Raw genomic sequence first — 18,243 nt, forward strand, 5'->3', positions numbered from 1 at the left:
AAACGCGGGCCTGGGATGCGGTGGACGCGGCAGCGTCGGGCGCGAGAGGGCAATCGCAGGGCTGACCTTAAGGCTTGTGAGCGATTTGCCGGCGCGCGGACGAACGGCGCTGAAGAGCGTCTTCGCCGGGCTTCGGGGGTGAGCACACGCCAGCCCTCGATCGCCGGGCGAGGACGTCCGCGGATGGCGAAATCGTGTGGTCCTGGCGCCCGAAGCTGGCGTCAAGCCCGCGGAGGTGTTTCACGCCAACCGGCGTGATGCGCCAACAAACATCCGCGCGGCGACGGTGGCAATAGAGCTCGTCTCACCGGGGAGATCACGACATAAGCCGTAAAACCATCAGCGCAGGGAAGGCCGGGATGTCTCGGCTGCCCTGTGGTCCAGCCCGTGTGCGTTCTGCGCACGGACCGCGGGTGCCAGCCGGCACCCGGCCTTCCCTGCGCCCTCGGCTTTCAAAAGAGGGTGAAGAGGACAGTAAAACTCGGGCGCATAGCGTCGCGAGAAAGCAGCGTCGTGTCTCATGGCGTCATGTATGGAGCGATAGCGACGAAGCAATCCAGCTAGTTGCCGAGGACGCAACCTGGATTGCTTCGCTTCGCTCGCAATGACGGGGGTGGGACGCCGCGAGCGGCCATGTATCATCCTCGTCCTGAGGAGCGCGCCGTTGGCGCGCGTCTCGAAGGGCGAGGGCACCAGCGGGGCCTTCATCCTTCGAGACGCGCTTCGCGCCCTCAGGATGACGAATCGGCAGCCGTGTCATTGCGAGGAGCGCAGCGACGAAGCTTGTGCCATGCTCGCAGATGGTCGAAGGTCTGCTTCAGCGATTTCGATACAACAGGAGGAAGTCTTCAATGACCCGCGTGCGCTGTATCACCGAGATGGGCATGGGCGTCGATGTTCACGGCAAGGACGCGACCAAGGCGGCCAGGCGCGCGGTGTCGGATGCCATTCGGCACTCGAGCCTCGGCTTCTTCCGGATGCTGGGCAAGACGCCGAAGGACATGTTCGTCGATGTCACCATCGGCGTGCCGGACCCGGCCGCCGTCGACACCGCCGCGGTCGCCAGGGAATTGCCGTACGGCACGGTGACGGTGAGCGCGGTGAACGGCGGGCTGGAGATCCCGGTCGAGCAGGGCGGGGATGCGATCATCATCGCCAACGCCGCCGTCATCGTCAGCCTCGACGACGGCAAATAGCCGCGCGTCCGGTGCGGGCTTTCCAACCGCCAATGTGGGTATATATCCGTCCTAATTCATTCGGGGAGGGGCGCATGCACGCCAGAAATCGCGATCTTACCGCCGTGCGCGCGGCGATGCAGCGCTATGTCGATCAGGAGATCATCCCGGGCGTGTCCTGGGCGGTGTTGCGCGGGGGCGACGTCGTCGATCAGCAGTGCGTCGGCTGGGCGGACCGCGAGGCGAAGACGGCGCTGCGGCCCGATCACATCTTTCGCGCCTTCTCCAACACCAAGATCGTCACCACCTGCGCGATCATGCTGCTGGTCGAGCAGGGCCGCCTCTCGCTCGACGATCGGGTCGAGAAATTCCTGCCGCAGCTTGCCAATCGCCAAGTGCTGAAGGCGGGCGCGACCAGCCTTGCCGACGTAGAGCCGGCGCGAGGTGCGATCACGATCCGTCAGCTGCTCACCCATACGTCCGGCCTGAGCTACGGGATTTTCGATCCCGGTACGGTGCTGTTCAAGGCCTATAATGAAGGAAGGGTCCTCAATCCGTACACGCCGCTGACGGACATGATCGACAAGCTGGCCGATCTGCCGCTTTCCTATCATCCCGGCGAGGCGTGGGAATATTCGGTGGCGACCGACGTGCTCGGCCGCGTCGTGGAAGTCGTTTCCGGCAAGACGCTCGGTGACTTCTTCAAGGCGTACATCTTCGAGCCGCTTCATATGCGCGACACCGGCTTCTTCGTGCCGACGATCGAGCAGGAGCGGCTGGTCGCCTATTATCGCGGCGCGGATGTGCTCGATCCGACGAAGCCCGGCCTGTGGCGCGTTGACGACCAGCCCTACCCGGAGGCCTACCGCAAGCCGTTCGCGCGGCAGTCGGGTGGCGGCGGCATGGTCTCGACCTTGCCGGACATGCTCGCCTTGGTGCGGGCGCTGCTGCCGGGCTCGGACAGGCTGCTCAAGCCCGACACCGTCAGGCAGATGATGACGAACCAGCTCGCCAGCGGCCAGACCATCCGCTTCGCCACGCTCGGTCCCATCCCCGGGAAGGGTCTTGGGTTAGGCGGCGCCGTCACCTTCGCGCCGACGCCGCTCGATCCACGGAATTCGCCAGGTGAATTCCAGTGGGGCGGTCTCGCCGGCACGCATTGGTGGATCTGCCCGCAGGCCAACACTGCCGGCGTCCTGATGACGCAGCGCGCCCTGGGCTTTTGGAATCCCTTCTTCTTCGAGTTCAAGCGCCTCGCCTACGAGGCAGTCGGCCCGTGAGGGGCGGACCTCGCAAGGCTACGGAGTGCGCAAATAGAAGAGCGGGGAAAGCATGGCTTCCCCGCTCGCTCAGTCCTTCCACGGATCGAACTCGCCTTCACCGGCCATCGCCACCGCGAACGGCCGCAAGGTGTGCAGGACCCGCACCGTGCCGGCGTGCTGCGCCAGCACTTCGGGCAGCCGCCGATAGGCCATCGGGCTTTCGTCGAGATCGGCGCCGATCAGCGTGACGCCGCGCTCGTTCAGCCAGCGGTCCATTTCCGCGCGGGTAAAGCGCCGCTTCGCTTCCTTGCGGCCGAACAGGCGGCCGGCGCCGTGCACCGTCGAGTAGAGCGAGGCCTTGGCTTCGGGACTGTCGACACCTTCGAGGATGACGGCATCGTCGCCCATCGAGCCGCCGACAAATCCCTTTTGTCCGGGGAAAGCCGGCGTCGCGCCCTTGCGCACCACCCACAGATCCCTGCCGTCATGCGTCTCGCGCCAGGCATAGTTGTGATGGTTGTGCACGGCTTCCGTGATGCTGCCACCGATGATCTGGCGGACGCGCTCCACCACCCATTCGCGGCCGGCATAGGCATAGCGGCCGGCAAGCTCCATGGCCGCGATGTAACGGCGGCCGAGTTCGGAATCCTCGTCGACCACGGCGGGCGGGACGTTCATGCCGTCCTTGCCGCCGGCGGCCTTGAGGTACCGCGTTGCGCTGGTATGGCCGAGGCCGCGGCTGCCGAAGTGAACGCCGATCCAGACAAAGCCCTCCTCGTCGCGCATCAGGTCGACGTAATGGTTGCCCGAGCCCACCGTCCCAAGCTGGGAGACGGCCTTCTGGCGATAGGCCTCCATGTCGCTCTCGCGCCAGGTATCGCCGTCGTCGAACAGCGCATCCTCGACCTTCTCGGCGTTGGCGCGGCCGATGCCGAAGGAGATCGTCTTGGCAACGTCGCGGATGATGATCGGCGCGATCGCCTCGATGTCCTCGAAGCGCGTGTCGAGCCGTGCCGCCATGTTGCCGCAGGCGATATCGAAGCCGACGCCGGAAATGCTGATCTGCTTCTCATAGGCGATCACGCCGCCGACCGGCTGGGCGTAGCCCAGATGGCCGTCGGCGCAGATCACGCCCGATACGACGTTGCCGACTGCCATGCAGTTGCGCATTTGCGCCACCGTCGCGTCGTCGTGCTGGCCGAACACTTTCAGCGGCGCATTCCTGAACCGCTCGTCCTGCGGACGCAGGCTCGCGATCTCGGCAGCGGCCGCTTCGGCTTCACGGGTGAGGTGCTCCTTGCGTGCCGCGTCCCGGTAAAGGCACCAGGCCGGCTGGCCACGCCCTTCGCCGACGCGCGAATCCGGATCGACGCCGGCCGCAAGGCAGAGCTCGCGGGCGCGCTCCTGGTGGGGATCAGGTCGTCTCATGGTCTTTTCCTAACCTCAAACGTCCGCCTGAACCGCGATGCGGTCCATGCAGTTGCTAATGATCAATGTGAGAGTGCCCGGGCGCGGGCGTGCCGCGCCCGGGCTGCTTGTTGGGACAGATCAATGCTTCGTCGCTTCCGACGCCGCGATCCACGCGAGCACGGCCTCGGAGAAGCCGTCGACGCGCGTCCACGGGCCGTGCCCGACACCATGCTGGTACGAGGCCACGTTCACCATGTAGCCGCACGCCTTGGGGGCGGGGACGGCGTCGTGGCTCTGCTCGTCGGTGAAGACGATCAGGCGATCGCCCTTGCGGTCGATCTTCGAAACCGCCTTGCCGAGGTAGGTCGAGCCGTGCGGCTGCGAGTTGATGATCGCATCGCGCAGCGCGAAGCCGCGGCGGGGAGGGACCTTCTTCACGTCCTCGCTGAATGTGAAGACTTCCACCTCCTCGCACACCTCGCGGGCGAGGATCGCCAGACCGCAGGCCGCTTCCGCGCTGGTCATTTCCGACTGCGCGGAAAGGCGTGCGAACATCGATCCCGACACGTCGATCAACAGCCGCGTGCGGCCGGGCAGCCGCACGTAGTCCTTGACCGACTTGAGCATCGCGCTTTCGAGCTCGGGCTCGAAATCCGGCGCGTAGCGCGCCGCCGTGATGAAGCGATAGGGAAGGATACGATCCGTCCGCATCGCCTCGATCGCGTCCGCGATGATTCGGCGCGGCACCTCCGCCTTCTGCATCAGGCGCAGGTTGCGAAGCAGCGCCATGCCGCCGAGCTTGTTCTCGGCGATCAGCCGCTCGAAGGTCTCGCGCTTGTTCTTGCCGGACGAGAGCGAAACCTCCCAGGTGTCGGGCGAAGCCAGCTCGCCGTCGACGAGCTGTTTCCACACCTTCTCCTGGTCCGCATCCTTCGGCTTGGCGTGGACCAGGAACAGGACGTCCCGGATCCGCACCGCGCCGTCGCGGTCGTACTTGGCGAGCTGATAGGCGTCGAACTTGGTCAGCGCGCGCGCCAGGCCCTTTTTGACCTGCGCCGAGACGGGCTGACGCTTGCGCTGCTGGTGAGGGCCGAGCGCATCCGCCCAGTAGATCGCCAGCAGTTCCGTCATCTCGTCGGGGCGCTGGATCACGCGGGCGAGCGTATCGGCAACCAGCACGCGATGCTTCTCGTGCCGCGCCATCTCGCGCAGTACCAGGAGCGGCGCATGCCGCAGTTTCATCGCCTCGCGCGCCTCGATCGCGAGCGCGGCGACGCGCGCCGGATCGACCCGCGGCACCAGTGTCTTGATGCGCTCGGCGATGGCGACGCCGTCCTCGTAGAACTGGTCCTCCCACAAGAGGCAGTTCATCAGCGCGCGCCGCAGCTCCATTTCGGGCGTGAAGCGCCTTGCCCGCGCCCCTTCGTACGTGAAGGCGCGGACGATCTTGTTGAGCTTGATCATGAAAGCCCCTCCTTGAAGTTGATGATGGATCGGATAGGTGCGCCGGGGAACAAGCGAGGCTGTATTGCCCTTTCGGGCTTCACATGCTCTGCCACTGAGCTACGAAAGACTTGCGCCTTCCGGGAGGAATCGAACCTCCGGCCTTGTGATCACGAAGTAACAGCGCTCTTCACCACCGGCGATAGGACCACGATCCGGGAACAGGCGATTGCTGAGACCCGGCCAGCGCAGGCTGGCCGGGAAGCGCTCTATCCACTGAGCTACCGGCGCATGGAACGCCGGACGGGATTCGAACCCGCGACCTCTCGCGTTCAAGGCGAAGTAACAGCGATCTTCACCACGGATCGTGAACTGGTTGGCGGGGAACGGACGATGCTGTTGCTGCCCTTGCGGGCTGCTCGTTTAAAAGACGAAGTAACAGACATCTTCACCACCGCCTTGCCGGCGTTTTCATGCCGCCGGCAACTGAATGGGTACGCTGGGGAACTGTCGATGTCGGTTTCAGTGACGCCAACGCAGGTTCTTGGCCCGAAAGACAAGAACCGAACCCGCGACTCAACGGCCCTCGCAGAGCCGCTTCCACGGTACGTGACGCCAAAGGCGGGATTCGAACCCGCTTTTCCCATGGCGCGAAGTATCCGACATCTTCACCACCAGCGTCGGTTGAGCCGCAAGACATGCGGCAAACCAAAAGAGTCTAACAAATTCTATGGCGGCGCTCTCAACGACGCGCCGCATAGCGAACCCTTTGTCTGGTTCGCTCTGCCATCGGTATCCGGCTCATCGCCTCGTTCCCTCCGGCAGGCCCCGCGCTCTTGGGCACGCGCGTCATCCGCGCGAGCCCCGGGATCCGGGTCTCCCGTCCGGCTTCTCGCCGGCGAATTTCAACGTGTCGGCTCCGGGCAAGAAAAAACCCTCCGGAGCGGCTTGGCTCGGGAGGGTCCGTGTGGGTGCGGACTTTCGAACTTGCTTTCTAGGCAAGATCGCTCCCATGAGCCAGGCATGCGCCATCGACCGGCGCGAAGCCATTCGATAGGCGTTGCAGTTGTCCATATCCGTGTCGCATGTCACAGCTCAGGTTCATTGCCGCGAACACGATTGTTCGCGAGGGCGCGGGACATACGCCCGGGAGTTGTGGTTGTCAAGCGGGTGTGCGGGCGCAGATCGCAACTTCGGGCGATCATTGTCCCACAGGGATCATGCGCAAGGTGTCTGTTGTTTGAAGTCTGTATCTCTGTGTACTCCGTCATTGCGAGCGAAGCGAAGCAATCCAGCATGTTGCTACAGACTGGATCGCTTCGTCGCTATCGCTCCTCGCAATGATATTGGGGAGATGATATGGCTCAATCGTTTTCGGAATGATGAGTACATCATGCTGTCAGAGCACAAGCGAGTGAAGCACGGTCAACAACCGGGTGATCTTCCTCGTCGCACCAAGATCAGAATGCGAGAAAAGAGTGGCCCGATCTGGTTGACCGGCGCGTCACATGCCTATGAGCTTGGAGAAAAGGTCATCAAGTCCTTCCGCAGGATCTTGCAGAAAAAAGGCAAGAAGGTGCAGCGCCGGCGGGACAAGCGAGAGATCGAACGTCAACTGGATGACGACGTGTAGCTCTGTTCTTTCGATTCGAGCGCTGGTCTTCTCATCGCATCATCGCAATGGCTGCGCACCGATCGCGAGCAGGCGCGGCGCCTGTTCGCGGATTTCTGCTGCGACCTTGCGCTCGAGGCGGCGCAGCGATTTTCCCGAGCGGAGGTGTCGTGGCTCGGCGGAGGACTGGCCGCAACAGGGCGCCAAGGCATCACGTACTGCTTGGCCGGGGCAGCAGCCGTTAGCCGCGCAAAATCGAAAGCTGAACACGTTCCGGGTCTCTCAAAAAACTTTTTGTCATCAGCGCAACAAAATAACACGCCCCTTGTTGATGTTGGAAATTGCGCTTGTATTTGGAGGTCTGTGATGAAGGTTCCAAGGATTGCTGCAGCGATCTCACTGGTAGGCGCTCTTTCCCTTGTTCCCTATACCCCGGCGTATTCCGCGCCGCTGACAGCGCTTTCCGCGGTCGCGAAGCCGGCCGAGCAAGCCGGAGTCGTGCAGGTTCATTACCGTGGCTGGCACGGCGGCGGATGGGGGTTCGGCGCACTGGCCGCTGGTGCGCTGATCGGAGGCGCTCTCGCCGCGGCTACGACACCATACTACTATGGTGGTGGCCCCTATTACGGTTACGCTGGCTATCCTGCTTATGGGTACGGGTACGGGTATGGGTATCCGCGCTATGGCTACGCCGGGGGGTATTATCCCGGCTATGCCTATCGTCCCTTCTACAGAAGGCACTACATCGGGTATCGACCGTACTGGGGAGGATATCGACCCTATTGGGGCCACAGGTACGGCGGGTACCATTGGCGTCGCTGGTGAGGGAAGTAGTAGATCACCCAGGTGGAGCGAACCACGCGGTGCGTTCGGGCCTGCACTCTTGATAATCATAATCCCGAACGCGACCGTCTGCGAAAACCCCACCCAATTGAACGTCGGGCGACGGGGCGGGCATCGTCTCGCGCCGCTCTTGCTCCTTGTAATCCCGTTCGCCGGGTAGCTTCGGAGGCCAGCGCCGACAGCGGATTGGCGTCATGTTACGGCTACGCCAGCCACCGTTATCGCTTTCTGGCCGCGCACGTAAGAAGATCACGAGAGTTGCAAGTCGGGTATCTTTGGCGATCACAGATCGGCGGCTTAGATGCGTATCCTGCAGTCGGTCATGCCGCTTGCTCACGCCCTTTTGGGCATTTCTTCGGCTTCTTCTATTGTCAGCACCCGAAGCATTTCGATGCCGATTTCACCTTCCTGAGGGGACCGGATGAACTTGATTTCCTGGCCGCTGTTCTGAAGCTCCTCGACAATCGCCAGAGCGCGGTGAGCTGTCGGCGCTTCAGCGGCCGAGATCTCCCGGTTGTTCTTCGTTGCGAAACCAATGGTGTAGGACATTGCTCCTCCTTGGAGGGATCCTCAGACCGCGGAAACACGGCCAGATCGTGTTGGGCAGGCGTACGCATCTAATGTGAGAAGGTTCGTTCAGGTGCTTTGACCAGGATCAACCCCGGCCGCCGCGGCTGGCCGCGTGCCGATCGCGAGCAGCCGCGGTACCTGGTCGCGGATCTCGGCTGCGACCTTGCGGTCGAGCCGGCGCAGCCATTGTTCCGGAATGGCAGAGGTGCCGTAGGTCGCTCCGGCCAGCATCGCGGCGATCGCGCCGGTGGTGTCGGCGTCGCCGCCCTGGTTGACCGTGCGCACGACGCATTCGGTGAACGAACTGGTCGTGAAGAAGAAGTGGAGGGCCGTCTGCAGCGTGTCGACGACGTAGGCGGTGGAGAGGCCGCGATAGGGCGCGAAGCCAAACTGGCGATGCTGGGCGACGAGATCGAACGCAATGGCGCGGACCGCATCCTTTTCCGTGCCGCCGAGCAGCGCCTGCACCATTCGCACCAGGGTGAGGGAAGCTGCATCCGAGAACGGATGGTGATGCGTCACACGGCTCTGCGCCAGCGTCCATTCGCTCGCCCGGCCGGGTTGCTGCAACGTTGCCAGCGCCACCGGCAGCACCCGCATCGCCGCGCCGTTGCCGGCGTCGCCTTCGAAGAAGGTGCCCTGCAACGTGCCGCTGGTGATGTAGCGGCGGATGCCGCGCCGGCAGGTCGCGCCGACATCGACCGGGCGGCTCTTCAGCCACGCGGCGAATTCCTCGCAAAGGTCACGCAGGTCGAGGCCGTCGTGGCGCAACAGCGAGCGCCCCAGCGCCAGCGACATTTCGGTGTCGTCGGTGACCTGTCCCGGCGCGAGCTTCAGCCAGCCGCCGCCGACGATCCTGTCGTGAACGCCGTACTGCGCCTTGATTTCGGTGGGCGTCATGAACTCGACGGTCGCGCCCAGCGCGTCGCCGACGGCAAAGCCGAGAAAGGCGGCCAGCGCGCGATCGTCGATGCTCGGGGAGGAATGAGTCATGATCCGCTCAGTAGTAGCTCGCCCGAAGGCAATATTCGCCGCCGATGACGAGGTATTCGCCTTCGCCCCTGAGCGGGTGGCTCGCGAGCAGCTGGTTATAGAACGCGATCTTGGCGGTCGGCACCTGCGCGGTGAGAATGGTTTCGCCGAAACACTCGGCGATATGGCGGTCGGAGGTGAAGGATGCAAGGTTGTTGAGGCGCATGATGACAGTGCGCTTGTCGATCCGCTCGAGGATCTGGTGCTCCTTGAAATCGTGGACGCCGCGATAGAGCGTCAGATGCGTCTCGCCGGGCGCGGAGAAGCGCCCCAGCGCCCATTGGCAGAATTCGTAGAGCAGGTCGAGCTGCACGTAGATCGCATTGTTGTGGAAGCGGCTCGACATCTTCTGTTCGACATAGCTCGTCCACGCCTTGCTGGAGATGCGACGGATCGGCTCCTTGTGAAACGTCGGGAAGATGCCGAAGCGGCTTTCGACCCAGCCCTTCAGCACCGCGCCCTCCGCGCCGTTGCTGTCGAATCCCCAGCCCTTGATCAGGTTGAGGAACGAGGAGCGGAAGCGGCGCCGCCCGCTCGCCGCATCGACACGGGCCTCGCGCTGCTCGGGGTCGAGCGCGAACATGGCGGTCATGTACTTTAAGAAGGCTTCGCCGCTGTCGGCGAGATCCTCGGCCTGGCTCAGCATTTCGAACAGCGCCGGATTCATTTCGCGCACGCCGGCGATGTGCAGCGGCAGCGGTCCGTCGTTGAAACGGTGGCTGGCGAGAAACTCCATCGGCACGCCGACCAGGTTGGTGGAATGTCCTATGCCGGTGGGAGGGCGCATCGCGGGCCAGTGATGATGCTCTGCCGGAGCCGATTCCGACCTCGGTGTCGGGTGCTTCGCTTCGCCGGCTGATTAACAGGGGAGACAGGGGATCAACAAGGGAGACTGCGGCCTGATCGTTAGCGTTGGCCGGAGTCGCCGCCTCGGAGCAGTACGCCATGCCGGGAGGCGTGCTTATTGCGTGGGCGTTTGATCTGCGCGGCGAGAAACCGCTTGCAATAACATTTCCAACGGGTTGAGCGACGCATCGGCGCGGCGGGATAGGAAATTGCCCATTTCTTAATCGTGCAAGCACGCAAATCAATCATCGGCCTACGCTGGTTTTGATATGCAAATCTGCACACCTATTTGCACATCTTGGCATTTTCTTTTGGCCGAGCCCGACGAACAATGCCCGAGACCGGCAAGACCATGTCCGCACGGGCTTGGCATGCAACGGCGCGAGGGGTTGATGCGATACCTTCCTGAAGTTTTGGGAAGTCCAAAGGTGCGGCGCGCGATCGAGTTGGCGACCGGGCCGCTGCTGCTGATCGTGTTCTGGTGGATTGCCTTCAAGGGGCAATTGGTCAGCAATGACCTGCTGCCTTCGCCGATCGATACGCTGCGCGATACGGCGAGCAGTATCGCAACGGGGCGGATGACAACGGACTTTCTTCGCACGCTGGTTCGCGTCGCATATTCCGTGCTGATCGCCATCGTTGCCGGCGTGCCGATCGGGATCGTGCTCGGTGCGAAGGCTGCGGTCTACAGGTCCGTCGAATTCCTGATCGACTTCTTTCGGTCAACGCCGGCGACGGCGATGTTTCCGCTGTTCCTGCTGCTATTCGGACTAGGCGACTTTGCCAAGATCGCCGTCGCCGCATTCGCCGCGTGGCTGGTTATCGTGTTCAACGTCGCCTACGGGGTGATGAATGCTCGGCAGACCCGCATACTTGCGGCCCGGTCGATGGGCGCCTCTTCAGCGCGCATCTTCAGAGACGTCATTTTCTACGAAACCCTGCCTCAGACGTTCGTGGGATTGAGGACGGCGGTCTCGCTTGCTCTCGTGGTGATCATCGTTGCGGAGATGTTCATCGGCGCAACTGACGGGATCGGCCACCGCATTATCGATGCCCAGATCTCCTACTCACTCACCGACATGTACGGCTCCATCCTGGTGGCGGGTGCGATGGGCTACGGACTGAACTTTGCACTGCTCCTTGTGGAGCGTTCTCTGGTGCACTGGTCGGGCAAATGACACCTCTTATCGAAAAATCATCAAACGACAGAAGGATCGCCATGCGGATCTTGAAGACGATTGCTGCCACAGCTTCCAGCGTGCTGCTGGTTACATCGGCCGCCAACGCGGCGTGCACAAAGACCGAAAAGGTCACGGCTGTCTGGCTGCCGATCATGCAGACGACCGCTTACTACGTCGCCCTGGAAGAGAAGCTCTTCGAGAAGGCGTGCATCGAAATCGTCTCGACGAGGATGGAGGCGCCGAACCAGATCATCGACGCCTTGATCGCCGAACGTGCCGACTTCGGGCCTCCCGGCGCGGCAGCCGGCATCGCGATGATCGCGGAATCGAAGTTTCCGGGCAAACTGAAGGTCTTCGGACTGCAGGGCGGCGGAATCGCGGTCAACCGGATCAACGATGGTTTGATCGTGAAGCCCGACAGTCCCATCAAGAGCTTTACCGACCTCAAAGGCAAGACGCTTGGACATATTCCCGGCATACAATGGCGAACCATCTCCAGGCACATGGTGCGTGCCGCCGGGCTTGATCCCGATAAGGACGTGAAGCTCACCGACCTTGCGGTCGCGATGCAGGTGCCGGCGGTCGTCGGAGGCACCGTGGACGCGACCTTGTCGCTGGAGCCGGTTGGCTCGATTGCGGTCGCATCGGGCAAGGCCACCCGCGCCATGACCAATCCCGTCGCCCAGGTGATTGCCGATCCGTTCTATTCCGGCGCCTCGCTCATGACCACGAAGTTCCTGAAGGAGCGACCGGAAGTCGCCCGCAAGGTGGTCGAGGCGATCGACGAGGCAACGGCGCTCGTGAACGCGGACTTCGCGAAATACAAGCCGGTGCTTCCGAAGTACACGCCCATCAAGGAGGATCAGTTGGGGTTGCTGGCCCAGCCATACTTGCGCAGCTTCAAGGACCTGAACGAGACGGACCTGAAATCCTATCAGGCGCTGGTCGATATCTTCGTGAAGGAGGGCGTGATCACTCAGCCCATGAACGTTCACGAGAAGATGCTCTCGAAATCCGATCTCGGAAACTGAAGAGGCGAGAAGCCGATGACGAGACCCATCCGAAACTTCGAAGTGGTTGCCGACGCGTGCAGCCCTTCGGGCGCAGCCGAGCGCAGCGCGCGGCAGGCCTATGTGACGGTCCGGGGCTTGAGCAAGAAGTTTCAGGGCACGACGATCTACGAGGATTTCTCGGTCGACCTGCCGATGGGCAAGTTCATATCGGTCTTCGGGCCGAACGGGTGCGGCAAGAGCACGTTGATCAACATGATCTCCGGACTGATGCCGATGGACGCCGGCGAAGTGCTTTACGATGGTCAGAGCATTCGCGACACCAGGATCTCGTACGTGTTCCAGAACTATCGCGAAGCGCTGTTTCCCTGGTTGCGCGCGATCGACAACATTCACTATCCGTTGAAAGTGATGGGGCTCGATCGCAAGGAGCGACGGCTGCGGGTCGAGAAGCTGCTCGCCGAATTCGACGTGCCGTTCGACCTCAACGCCTACCCCTACGCGCTGTCGGGCGGGCAGCAGCAGACCGTCTCGATCCTTCGGGCGCTTGTTACCGAGCCCGAGGTCCTGTTTCTGGATGAGCCGTTTTCAGCTCTGGATTACGAAATGACGCTGTTCATGCGTGAGCGGATTCAGAAAATCTTCATGAAGCTGAAAACGACGACATTGCTCGTGTCGCACGATCTTGAGGAAGCAATCCAGCTTGCTGACCAGGTGGTGCTGCTGACACGTCGGCCGACACGAGTGGCGGAAATTGTCTCCGTCGACCTGCCCTGGCCGCGCGATCTCGATGTTACGACGGGAGAGAAGTTCGTCGCGCTGAAACGGCACTGCCTCGATCGCTTCTGGCACGAGGTCAAGCGCGACTGAGTTGTATTTGAGCAGACAATGGAGACCGACATGAGGAAGCGTCGCTTTCGCGCCGCCGCCGTTCAGACGCTCGCGCGTCTGGGAGACTATGACCACAACATCGCTCTCGCAACGGCCTACGTCGAGGATGCCGTGAGGCAGGGCGCCGAACTGATCGTGTTTCCGGAGTGCATGGACACCGGCTACCTGTTTGACTCGCCCGAGCATTGTCGCGCGCTTGCCGAGACCGTGACCGACGGTCCTTTCGTCAAGGCTTTGGCGGCGCTTGCCAGGAAACATTCGGTCTACATCGCGAGCGGCGTGACCGAGTGGGATCCGGTCAAGCAGAAGATCTTCAACACCGGCGTGATGTTTGACCGCAAGGGCGAACTGGCCTGCCACTATCACAAGCAGTTCCTGGCTACGCACGACCAGAACTGGTTCAGCTTCGGTGAGCGGGGCTGCCCGGTGGTCGAAACGGATCTAGGCCGGATCGGGTTGTTGATTTGCTTCGACGGGCGCATCCCCGAGATTTTCCGCTCGATGACCATGCAGGGCGCGGAAGTGATCGTCGACATGGCAAACTTCTTCGCCATGGATCAGGCCGACATGTGGGGACCGGCCCGCAGCTACGAGAACGGGGTTTGGCTCGTGGCCGCGACGAAGGCGGGCTATGAGCGATCGATCTACTATCCGGGCGGCAGCATGATCGTGGATCCCAAGGGGCGCGTCATGTCGAAGGTGCCGTACGACACGCACGGCTTGGCCGTAGCCGACATCGATCTGGAAGCCGCGTCCGACAAATCGATCTACGCCGCCAATGACAAGATCGCAGACCGTCGTCCGGATACCTACGGAATCATGGCCCTTCCTTATGAAAAGACGCCGGTCTGCAAGAGTGCGGAGAAGCCGCTCGTGCCCGCCCGGTCGGTCGCAAAAGTTGCGGCCATCCAGATGCACGTGACGAAGGAGGGGTCTTCGAAGGATGTGCTCGAGATGGTGGACCATACGGCGAAGCTCGGCGCTCAGGTCCTGCTGCTTCCGGAATACGCCTTCTGTCCGTCGTCGATCCCCAATGCCGCCGAGGCGGAGGCGCTGGCCGAGCGGACGCCCGCCTTGCTGGGTGAGGTCGCTTCGATAGCTTCGAAATACCGGTGTCTGATTGCGGTACCCAGCGTCGAGCGCGCAGCCGCCGGCCTGTACGTGACGACGTTCCTCATCGGTCCGGAGGGGACGGAGGTGGGGCGTTATCGCAAGACACATCTGACGGCCGAAGACCGCAAATGGGCGAAGGCTGGCGACACCTATCCGGTGTTCGAGACCCCGTTCGGCCGGCTCGGGGTGATGTCGGGCTATGACGCTGTTTTTCCCGAGACCTCGCGGTGTCTGGGAATTGCCGGTGCCGACATCATCCTGTGGCCCGCCTCGTTGCGGGAGCCATTCGAGCGGGAGCTGCTGGCCGTTCCGCGGGCCGAGGACAACCGGGTTGCGGTCGTTCTCGCGAACCGCGTCGATTCGCCTTATCCGGGCGGAAGCCTCGTGATTCCCCCGAATGGTTTTCCGCTCTGGGATATCAATGTCGTCGCCCCGCGCTCGCTCAAGCTGGGTGCGGTCATGCCCAGGCACATCGACCTGGCGGTCTGCCGTCAGAAGCTGATGATTCCCAAGGTCGACATGTTCGCGAACCGCCTGGTCGAGACTTACGCGCCGATTATTGCCGCCTGACGGTTGCCGTCTGCGCCGAATTGCCGGAGACTGGCCGCATTGCATCGAGAAGCCGTACGGCAGGTTGGGAAGGTTGCGGTGGCAAAGGCAGGGCGTCCGCTGCGATACAACTGGGATGACATCGTATACTTTCTGGAGGTGGCCCGAACGCGCAACCTTGTTCGGGCCGGCCAGAAGCTCAAGGTCGATCACACCACAGTCAGCCGGCGCGTCAGGGAGCTGGAGCGCAGCCTCGGCACGACGCTCTTCAAACGAAGCAAGGCCGGCTTTTCCCTGACCGAGGCGGGTTTGCGACTTCTCCAGTACGCCGAGGGCATGGAGAGTCAGGCGAACGCCATCGCAGCAAGTGTTGCCGGCAGCGAGGGAGCGAATGCCGCCGGCGCGGTGCGGATCGCCAGCATGGAGGGAATCGGCAGCATGTACCTGACGCGGTGCATGGCCGACTTTCACCGGATTTATCCTTCCATTCAGGTCGAGCTGATCACGGATACGCGTCTGCTCGACATGACGCGGCGCGAAGCCGATGTCTTCGTCTCCTTTTTCAAACCGCAGGGGAGGCGACTGACGGTGAAGAAGGTAGGTGAGTTCCGCATCTTCCTGTACGCGTCCCGCGCCTATCTCAAGACGCACCAAAACCCCGCCAACCTGAAAGAGCTTGAACCTCACGACTTCATCGATTTCATCGACGAACTCATCCACATCAAGGAGAACCGATGGCTCTCCGACATCCTGCGTCCGCCGCACGTGGTGTTCCGTAGCACCAGCCTGGTTTCCCAGTTCATGGCTGTTTCGAGCGGCGTCGGCATCGCGATGCTTCCGTCGTTCGTGGCGGCCCAGAACAAGGATCTGCGGCCGGTGCTTCCCAGTTACTTTTCCGTTCGCGACATCTGGCTGTCGATCCATGAGGATCTGCTGCATATCGCGCGGATCAAGGCCGTGATGAGCTACCTCGAGAAGCGCATCGCCTCGGACAAAGCCCTCCTGATGTCCCCGGTATGGCGCGACTGAACGGGCAGGCGGACGCCCGGGGTGATGGAAACCATGGCCCACTATCTCGGCCTGGATGGATTTCGCGGCGGCTGGGTTGCGGCGTTCATCGACGATGACGGCCGTCATGGTTTCGACTATTCGCCTCACCTGGGCCGGCTGCTGTCGATGCCTTACGAGCGGGCGATGATCGACATGCCGATCGGGCTGAAGACGTCCGGCCACCGCAACTGCGACCTCGCCGCGCGCGAGCTGGTCGGTGCCTCCGTCTTCCTCGGCGCGCGCCGCAATATGTGCGAGTTTCCCGACCAGCGGTCTGCCAATCGTTATTATTGGCAGCACGAGGGGCCGGGCACCGGCGTGTCCTGCCAGCTCTGGAACATCAGGGACAAGATCCGGGAAGTCAACGCCTTCATCACACCGGAAGCCCAGGCAATGATCGGCGAGGCTCATCCGGAGCTGATCTTCCGCAATCTCGCGGGCGGCGCGCGCCTGGACGGCAAGAAGTCGGCGCGCGGCCGCGACCAGCGCGTCAGGCTGCTGGAAGGCCGCGGCTTCGTCCGGCTTGCGAAATGGCTGACGCATCGCTTCGGCACCGGGATCGGATGCGACGACCTGATTGATGCCTGCGCGTGTGCCGTCGCCGCGCGCGACAGCACGGCGCGTCTCGGCGGCGATGAAACCGATCCCCGCGGCCTGCGAATGGAGATCAACTATTGAGAGCGGCGAGGCTGGCCGCGGCGGCGCCTTGCCCGACCTGTCCGGTTGTTCGGGCCATCAAGACCGGCTAGAGAAGCGTCCTTGCGGCCGTATCGCGCCGCCCGCCAGGGCGGAGCCGGATCGCTCAAAGGGCAGTCGAGACGCTAAGGTCAGTAGCCAAGGTCAGTAAAGGAGGGGCGTGTGAGCGACACCATCAAGTATCAACTGGACGAAAACAGAATTCCGAAAGCCTGGTACAACATCCAGGCCGATCTGCCGAAACCGCTCCCGCCCGTCCTGCACCCCGGCACCAGGCAGCCGATCGGTCCCGACGATCTGTCGCAGTTGTTCCCGATGGCGTTGATCATGCAGGAGGTGACGACCGAGCGCGACATCGAGATCCCCGAGCCGGTGCGCGAAATCTATCGCATGTGGCGGCCGACGCCGCTGTTCCGCGCGCGGGCGCTGGAGAAGAAGCTCGGGACGCCGGCCAAGATCTTCTACAAGTACGAGGGCGTCAGCCCGGCCGGCTCGCACAAGCCGAACACCGCCATCCCGCAGGCCTTCTACAACAAGCAGGAAGGCGTCAAGCGCCTGTCGACCGAGACCGGCGCCGGCCAGTGGGGCTCCTCGCTGGCGCTCGCGGGCTCCCTGTTCGGCCTCGAAGTCACCGTCTACCAGGTGCGAGTGTCCTACGATCAGAAGCCGTACCGGCGCGCGCTGATGGAGACCTACGGCGCCAACTGCCTGCCGTCGCCCTCCAACACCACGGACTACGGACGCAAGGTGCTGGCCGAACGCCCCGATCATCCGGGCTCGCTCGGAATCGCCATCTCGGAAGCCGTCGAGATCGCGGCCAAGGATCCGCAGACCAAGTACGCGCTCGGCTCCGTGCTCAATCACGTGCTGCTGCACCAGAGCGTCATCGGCATCGAGGCGATGGAGCAGCTTGCCATGGCGGACGCCTGGCCTGATGTCGTCATCGGCTGCGCCGGCGGCGGCTCGAACTTCGCCGGCATTGCCTTCCCGTTCATCGGCCGCGGCTTGCAGGGCAAGGCGAAGAAGCCGCGTATCGTCGCGGTCGAGCCGGCCGCCTGTCCGTCGCTGACGCGCGGCAAGTATGCCTACGACTTCGGCGACACCGGCCAGATGACGCCGCTGGTCAAGATGCACACGCTCGGCTCCGGCTTCACGCCGCCCGGCTTCCACGCCGGCGGCCTGCGCTATCACGGCATGTCGGCGCTGGTCTCGCACCTGAAGGAGCTCGGCGAGATCGAGGCGGTCGCCTATCAGCAGCGCGGCTGCTTCGACGCGGCGGTGGACTTCGCCCGCTGCGAGGGCATCGTGCCGGCGCCGGAATCGACGCACGCGGTGAAGGCCGCGGTCGAGGAAGCGCTGCGCTGCAAGCGCGAGGGCAGGGCCGAGACCATCCTGTTCAATCTGTCGGGCCACGGCCATTTCGACATGGCCGCCTACATCGACTACTTCTCCGGCAAGCTGCAGGACGTCACCTACGACGAAGGCGACCTCGCCAGGGCCATGGCCGCATTGCCCGAGGTGGCGTGAACGCACAGTCGAAGCAAGTCTCACCTATCTTCG

At 63.0% G+C, this 18,243-nt stretch carries 16 protein-coding genes; 11 read left to right on the forward strand and 5 right to left on the reverse strand.

Annotated elements, in window-relative coordinates; all coding sequences use genetic code 11:
* Positions 1-851 precede the first annotated feature (851 nt).
* Positions 852-1,196 carry a Lin0512 family protein gene (locus HY852_RS13190; RefSeq protein ID WP_291605150.1) on the forward strand — a complete coding sequence of 115 codons (345 nt, stop codon included), beginning with the start codon at positions 852-854 and terminating at the stop codon, positions 1,194-1,196.
* A 74-nt stretch (positions 1,197-1,270) separates the two neighbouring features.
* On the forward strand, positions 1,271-2,455 hold the full coding sequence (locus tag HY852_RS13195; protein WP_291605151.1) for a serine hydrolase: 1,185 nt from the start codon (positions 1,271-1,273) through the stop codon (positions 2,453-2,455).
* A 69-nt stretch (positions 2,456-2,524) separates the two neighbouring features.
* Here the strand turns inward: HY852_RS13195 and HY852_RS13200 are convergent, their stop codons facing one another.
* Positions 2,525-3,865, reverse strand: coding sequence for an RtcB family protein (locus tag HY852_RS13200; protein ID WP_291605152.1), 1,341 nt, complete (start codon positions 3,863-3,865; stop codon positions 2,525-2,527).
* A gap of 120 nt (positions 3,866-3,985) precedes the next feature.
* Positions 3,986-5,311: a TROVE domain-containing protein gene (locus tag HY852_RS13205; protein WP_291605153.1), complete on the reverse strand. Its 1,326-nt coding sequence runs from the start codon at positions 5,309-5,311 to the stop codon at positions 3,986-3,988.
* Positions 5,312-6,683: 1,372 nt separating this feature from the next.
* On the opposite strand from HY852_RS13205, the gene HY852_RS13210 reads away from it, so the two are divergent.
* The gene (locus tag HY852_RS13210; protein WP_291605154.1) at positions 6,684-6,923 is read left to right on the forward strand and encodes a hypothetical protein; all 240 of its coding nucleotides are present in this window, start codon (positions 6,684-6,686) and stop codon (positions 6,921-6,923) included.
* Between the two features lie 345 nt (positions 6,924-7,268).
* On the forward strand, positions 7,269-7,727 hold the full coding sequence (locus HY852_RS13215) for a hypothetical protein (protein WP_291605155.1): 459 nt from the start codon (positions 7,269-7,271) through the stop codon (positions 7,725-7,727).
* A 351-nt stretch (positions 7,728-8,078) separates the two neighbouring features.
* On the opposite strand, the gene HY852_RS13220 is transcribed toward HY852_RS13215, so the two are convergent.
* The 3 genes from HY852_RS13220 to HY852_RS13230 all read right to left on the reverse strand — a co-directional run bounded on the left by HY852_RS13220 (position 8,079) and on the right by HY852_RS13230 (position 10,134).
* On the reverse strand, positions 8,079-8,294 hold the full coding sequence (locus HY852_RS13220) for a hypothetical protein (RefSeq protein ID WP_291605156.1): 216 nt from the start codon (positions 8,292-8,294) through the stop codon (positions 8,079-8,081).
* Between the two features lie 87 nt (positions 8,295-8,381).
* Positions 8,382-9,308, reverse strand: coding sequence for an ADP-ribosyl-[dinitrogen reductase] hydrolase (gene draG, locus HY852_RS13225; RefSeq protein ID WP_291605157.1), 927 nt, complete (start codon positions 9,306-9,308; stop codon positions 8,382-8,384).
* A 7-nt stretch (positions 9,309-9,315) separates the two neighbouring features.
* The gene (locus HY852_RS13230) at positions 9,316-10,134 is read right to left on the reverse strand and encodes an NAD(+)--dinitrogen-reductase ADP-D-ribosyltransferase (protein ID WP_291605158.1); all 819 of its coding nucleotides are present in this window, start codon (positions 10,132-10,134) and stop codon (positions 9,316-9,318) included.
* Between the two features lie 451 nt (positions 10,135-10,585).
* Between HY852_RS13230 and HY852_RS13235 the strand changes: the two genes are divergently transcribed.
* The 7 genes from HY852_RS13235 to HY852_RS13265 all read left to right on the forward strand — a co-directional run bounded on the left by HY852_RS13235 (position 10,586) and on the right by HY852_RS13265 (position 18,210).
* On the forward strand, positions 10,586-11,371 hold the full coding sequence (locus HY852_RS13235) for an ABC transporter permease (RefSeq protein ID WP_291605159.1): 786 nt from the start codon (positions 10,586-10,588) through the stop codon (positions 11,369-11,371).
* A gap of 41 nt (positions 11,372-11,412) precedes the next feature.
* Entirely contained in the window at positions 11,413-12,405 is a 993-nt protein-coding gene (locus tag HY852_RS13240; RefSeq protein WP_291605160.1) for an ABC transporter substrate-binding protein, read from the forward strand.
* 15 nt (positions 12,406-12,420) lie between these two features.
* Positions 12,421-13,254, forward strand: coding sequence for an ABC transporter ATP-binding protein (locus tag HY852_RS13245; protein WP_291605161.1), 834 nt, complete (start codon positions 12,421-12,423; stop codon positions 13,252-13,254).
* Between the two features lie 30 nt (positions 13,255-13,284).
* A complete protein-coding gene (locus tag HY852_RS13250; RefSeq protein WP_291605162.1) occupies positions 13,285-14,958 on the forward strand; it encodes a carbon-nitrogen hydrolase family protein in 1,674 nt (557 codons plus the stop codon).
* Between the two features lie 78 nt (positions 14,959-15,036).
* Positions 15,037-15,966 (forward strand): LysR family transcriptional regulator, encoded by a 930-nt coding sequence (locus HY852_RS13255; RefSeq protein WP_291605163.1) that lies wholly within the window; start codon positions 15,037-15,039, stop codon positions 15,964-15,966.
* A 33-nt stretch (positions 15,967-15,999) separates the two neighbouring features.
* Positions 16,000-16,665, forward strand: a complete 666-nt coding sequence (locus tag HY852_RS13260; RefSeq protein ID WP_291605164.1) for a DUF429 domain-containing protein — start codon at positions 16,000-16,002, stop codon at positions 16,663-16,665.
* Between the two features lie 180 nt (positions 16,666-16,845).
* Positions 16,846-18,210: a TrpB-like pyridoxal phosphate-dependent enzyme gene (locus tag HY852_RS13265; RefSeq protein WP_291605165.1), complete on the forward strand. Its 1,365-nt coding sequence runs from the start codon at positions 16,846-16,848 to the stop codon at positions 18,208-18,210.
* Positions 18,211-18,243: the final 33 nt, after the last annotated feature.

This window comes from Bradyrhizobium sp., assembly GCF_016213215.1.
GTDB lineage: Bacteria > Pseudomonadota > Alphaproteobacteria > Rhizobiales > Xanthobacteraceae > Bradyrhizobium.

What these genes read in the sequence shown, in the direction of transcription:
- HY852_RS13190 (WP_291605150.1), top strand. Translation starts at nt 852, where the DNA reads ATGACCCGCGTGCGCTGTATCACCGAGATGGGCATGGGCGTCGATGTT.
- HY852_RS13195 (WP_291605151.1), top strand. Translation starts at nt 1,271, where the DNA reads ATGCACGCCAGAAATCGCGATCTTACCGCCGTGCGCGCGGCGATGCAG.
- HY852_RS13200 (WP_291605152.1), bottom strand. Translation starts at nt 3,865, where the DNA reads ATGAGACGACCTGATCCCCACCAGGAGCGCGCCCGCGAGCTCTGCCTT.
- HY852_RS13205 (WP_291605153.1), bottom strand. Translation starts at nt 5,311, where the DNA reads ATGATCAAGCTCAACAAGATCGTCCGCGCCTTCACGTACGAAGGGGCG.
- HY852_RS13210 (WP_291605154.1), top strand. Translation starts at nt 6,684, where the DNA reads ATGCTGTCAGAGCACAAGCGAGTGAAGCACGGTCAACAACCGGGTGAT.
- HY852_RS13215 (WP_291605155.1), top strand. Translation starts at nt 7,269, where the DNA reads ATGAAGGTTCCAAGGATTGCTGCAGCGATCTCACTGGTAGGCGCTCTT.
- HY852_RS13220 (WP_291605156.1), bottom strand. Translation starts at nt 8,294, where the DNA reads ATGTCCTACACCATTGGTTTCGCAACGAAGAACAACCGGGAGATCTCG.
- draG (WP_291605157.1), bottom strand. Translation starts at nt 9,308, where the DNA reads ATGACTCATTCCTCCCCGAGCATCGACGATCGCGCGCTGGCCGCCTTT.
- HY852_RS13230 (WP_291605158.1), bottom strand. Translation starts at nt 10,134, where the DNA reads ATGCGCCCTCCCACCGGCATAGGACATTCCACCAACCTGGTCGGCGTG.
- HY852_RS13235 (WP_291605159.1), top strand. Translation starts at nt 10,586, where the DNA reads ATGCGATACCTTCCTGAAGTTTTGGGAAGTCCAAAGGTGCGGCGCGCG.
- HY852_RS13240 (WP_291605160.1), top strand. Translation starts at nt 11,413, where the DNA reads ATGCGGATCTTGAAGACGATTGCTGCCACAGCTTCCAGCGTGCTGCTG.
- HY852_RS13245 (WP_291605161.1), top strand. Translation starts at nt 12,421, where the DNA reads ATGACGAGACCCATCCGAAACTTCGAAGTGGTTGCCGACGCGTGCAGC.
- HY852_RS13250 (WP_291605162.1), top strand. Translation starts at nt 13,285, where the DNA reads ATGAGGAAGCGTCGCTTTCGCGCCGCCGCCGTTCAGACGCTCGCGCGT.
- HY852_RS13260 (WP_291605164.1), top strand. Translation starts at nt 16,000, where the DNA reads ATGGCCCACTATCTCGGCCTGGATGGATTTCGCGGCGGCTGGGTTGCG.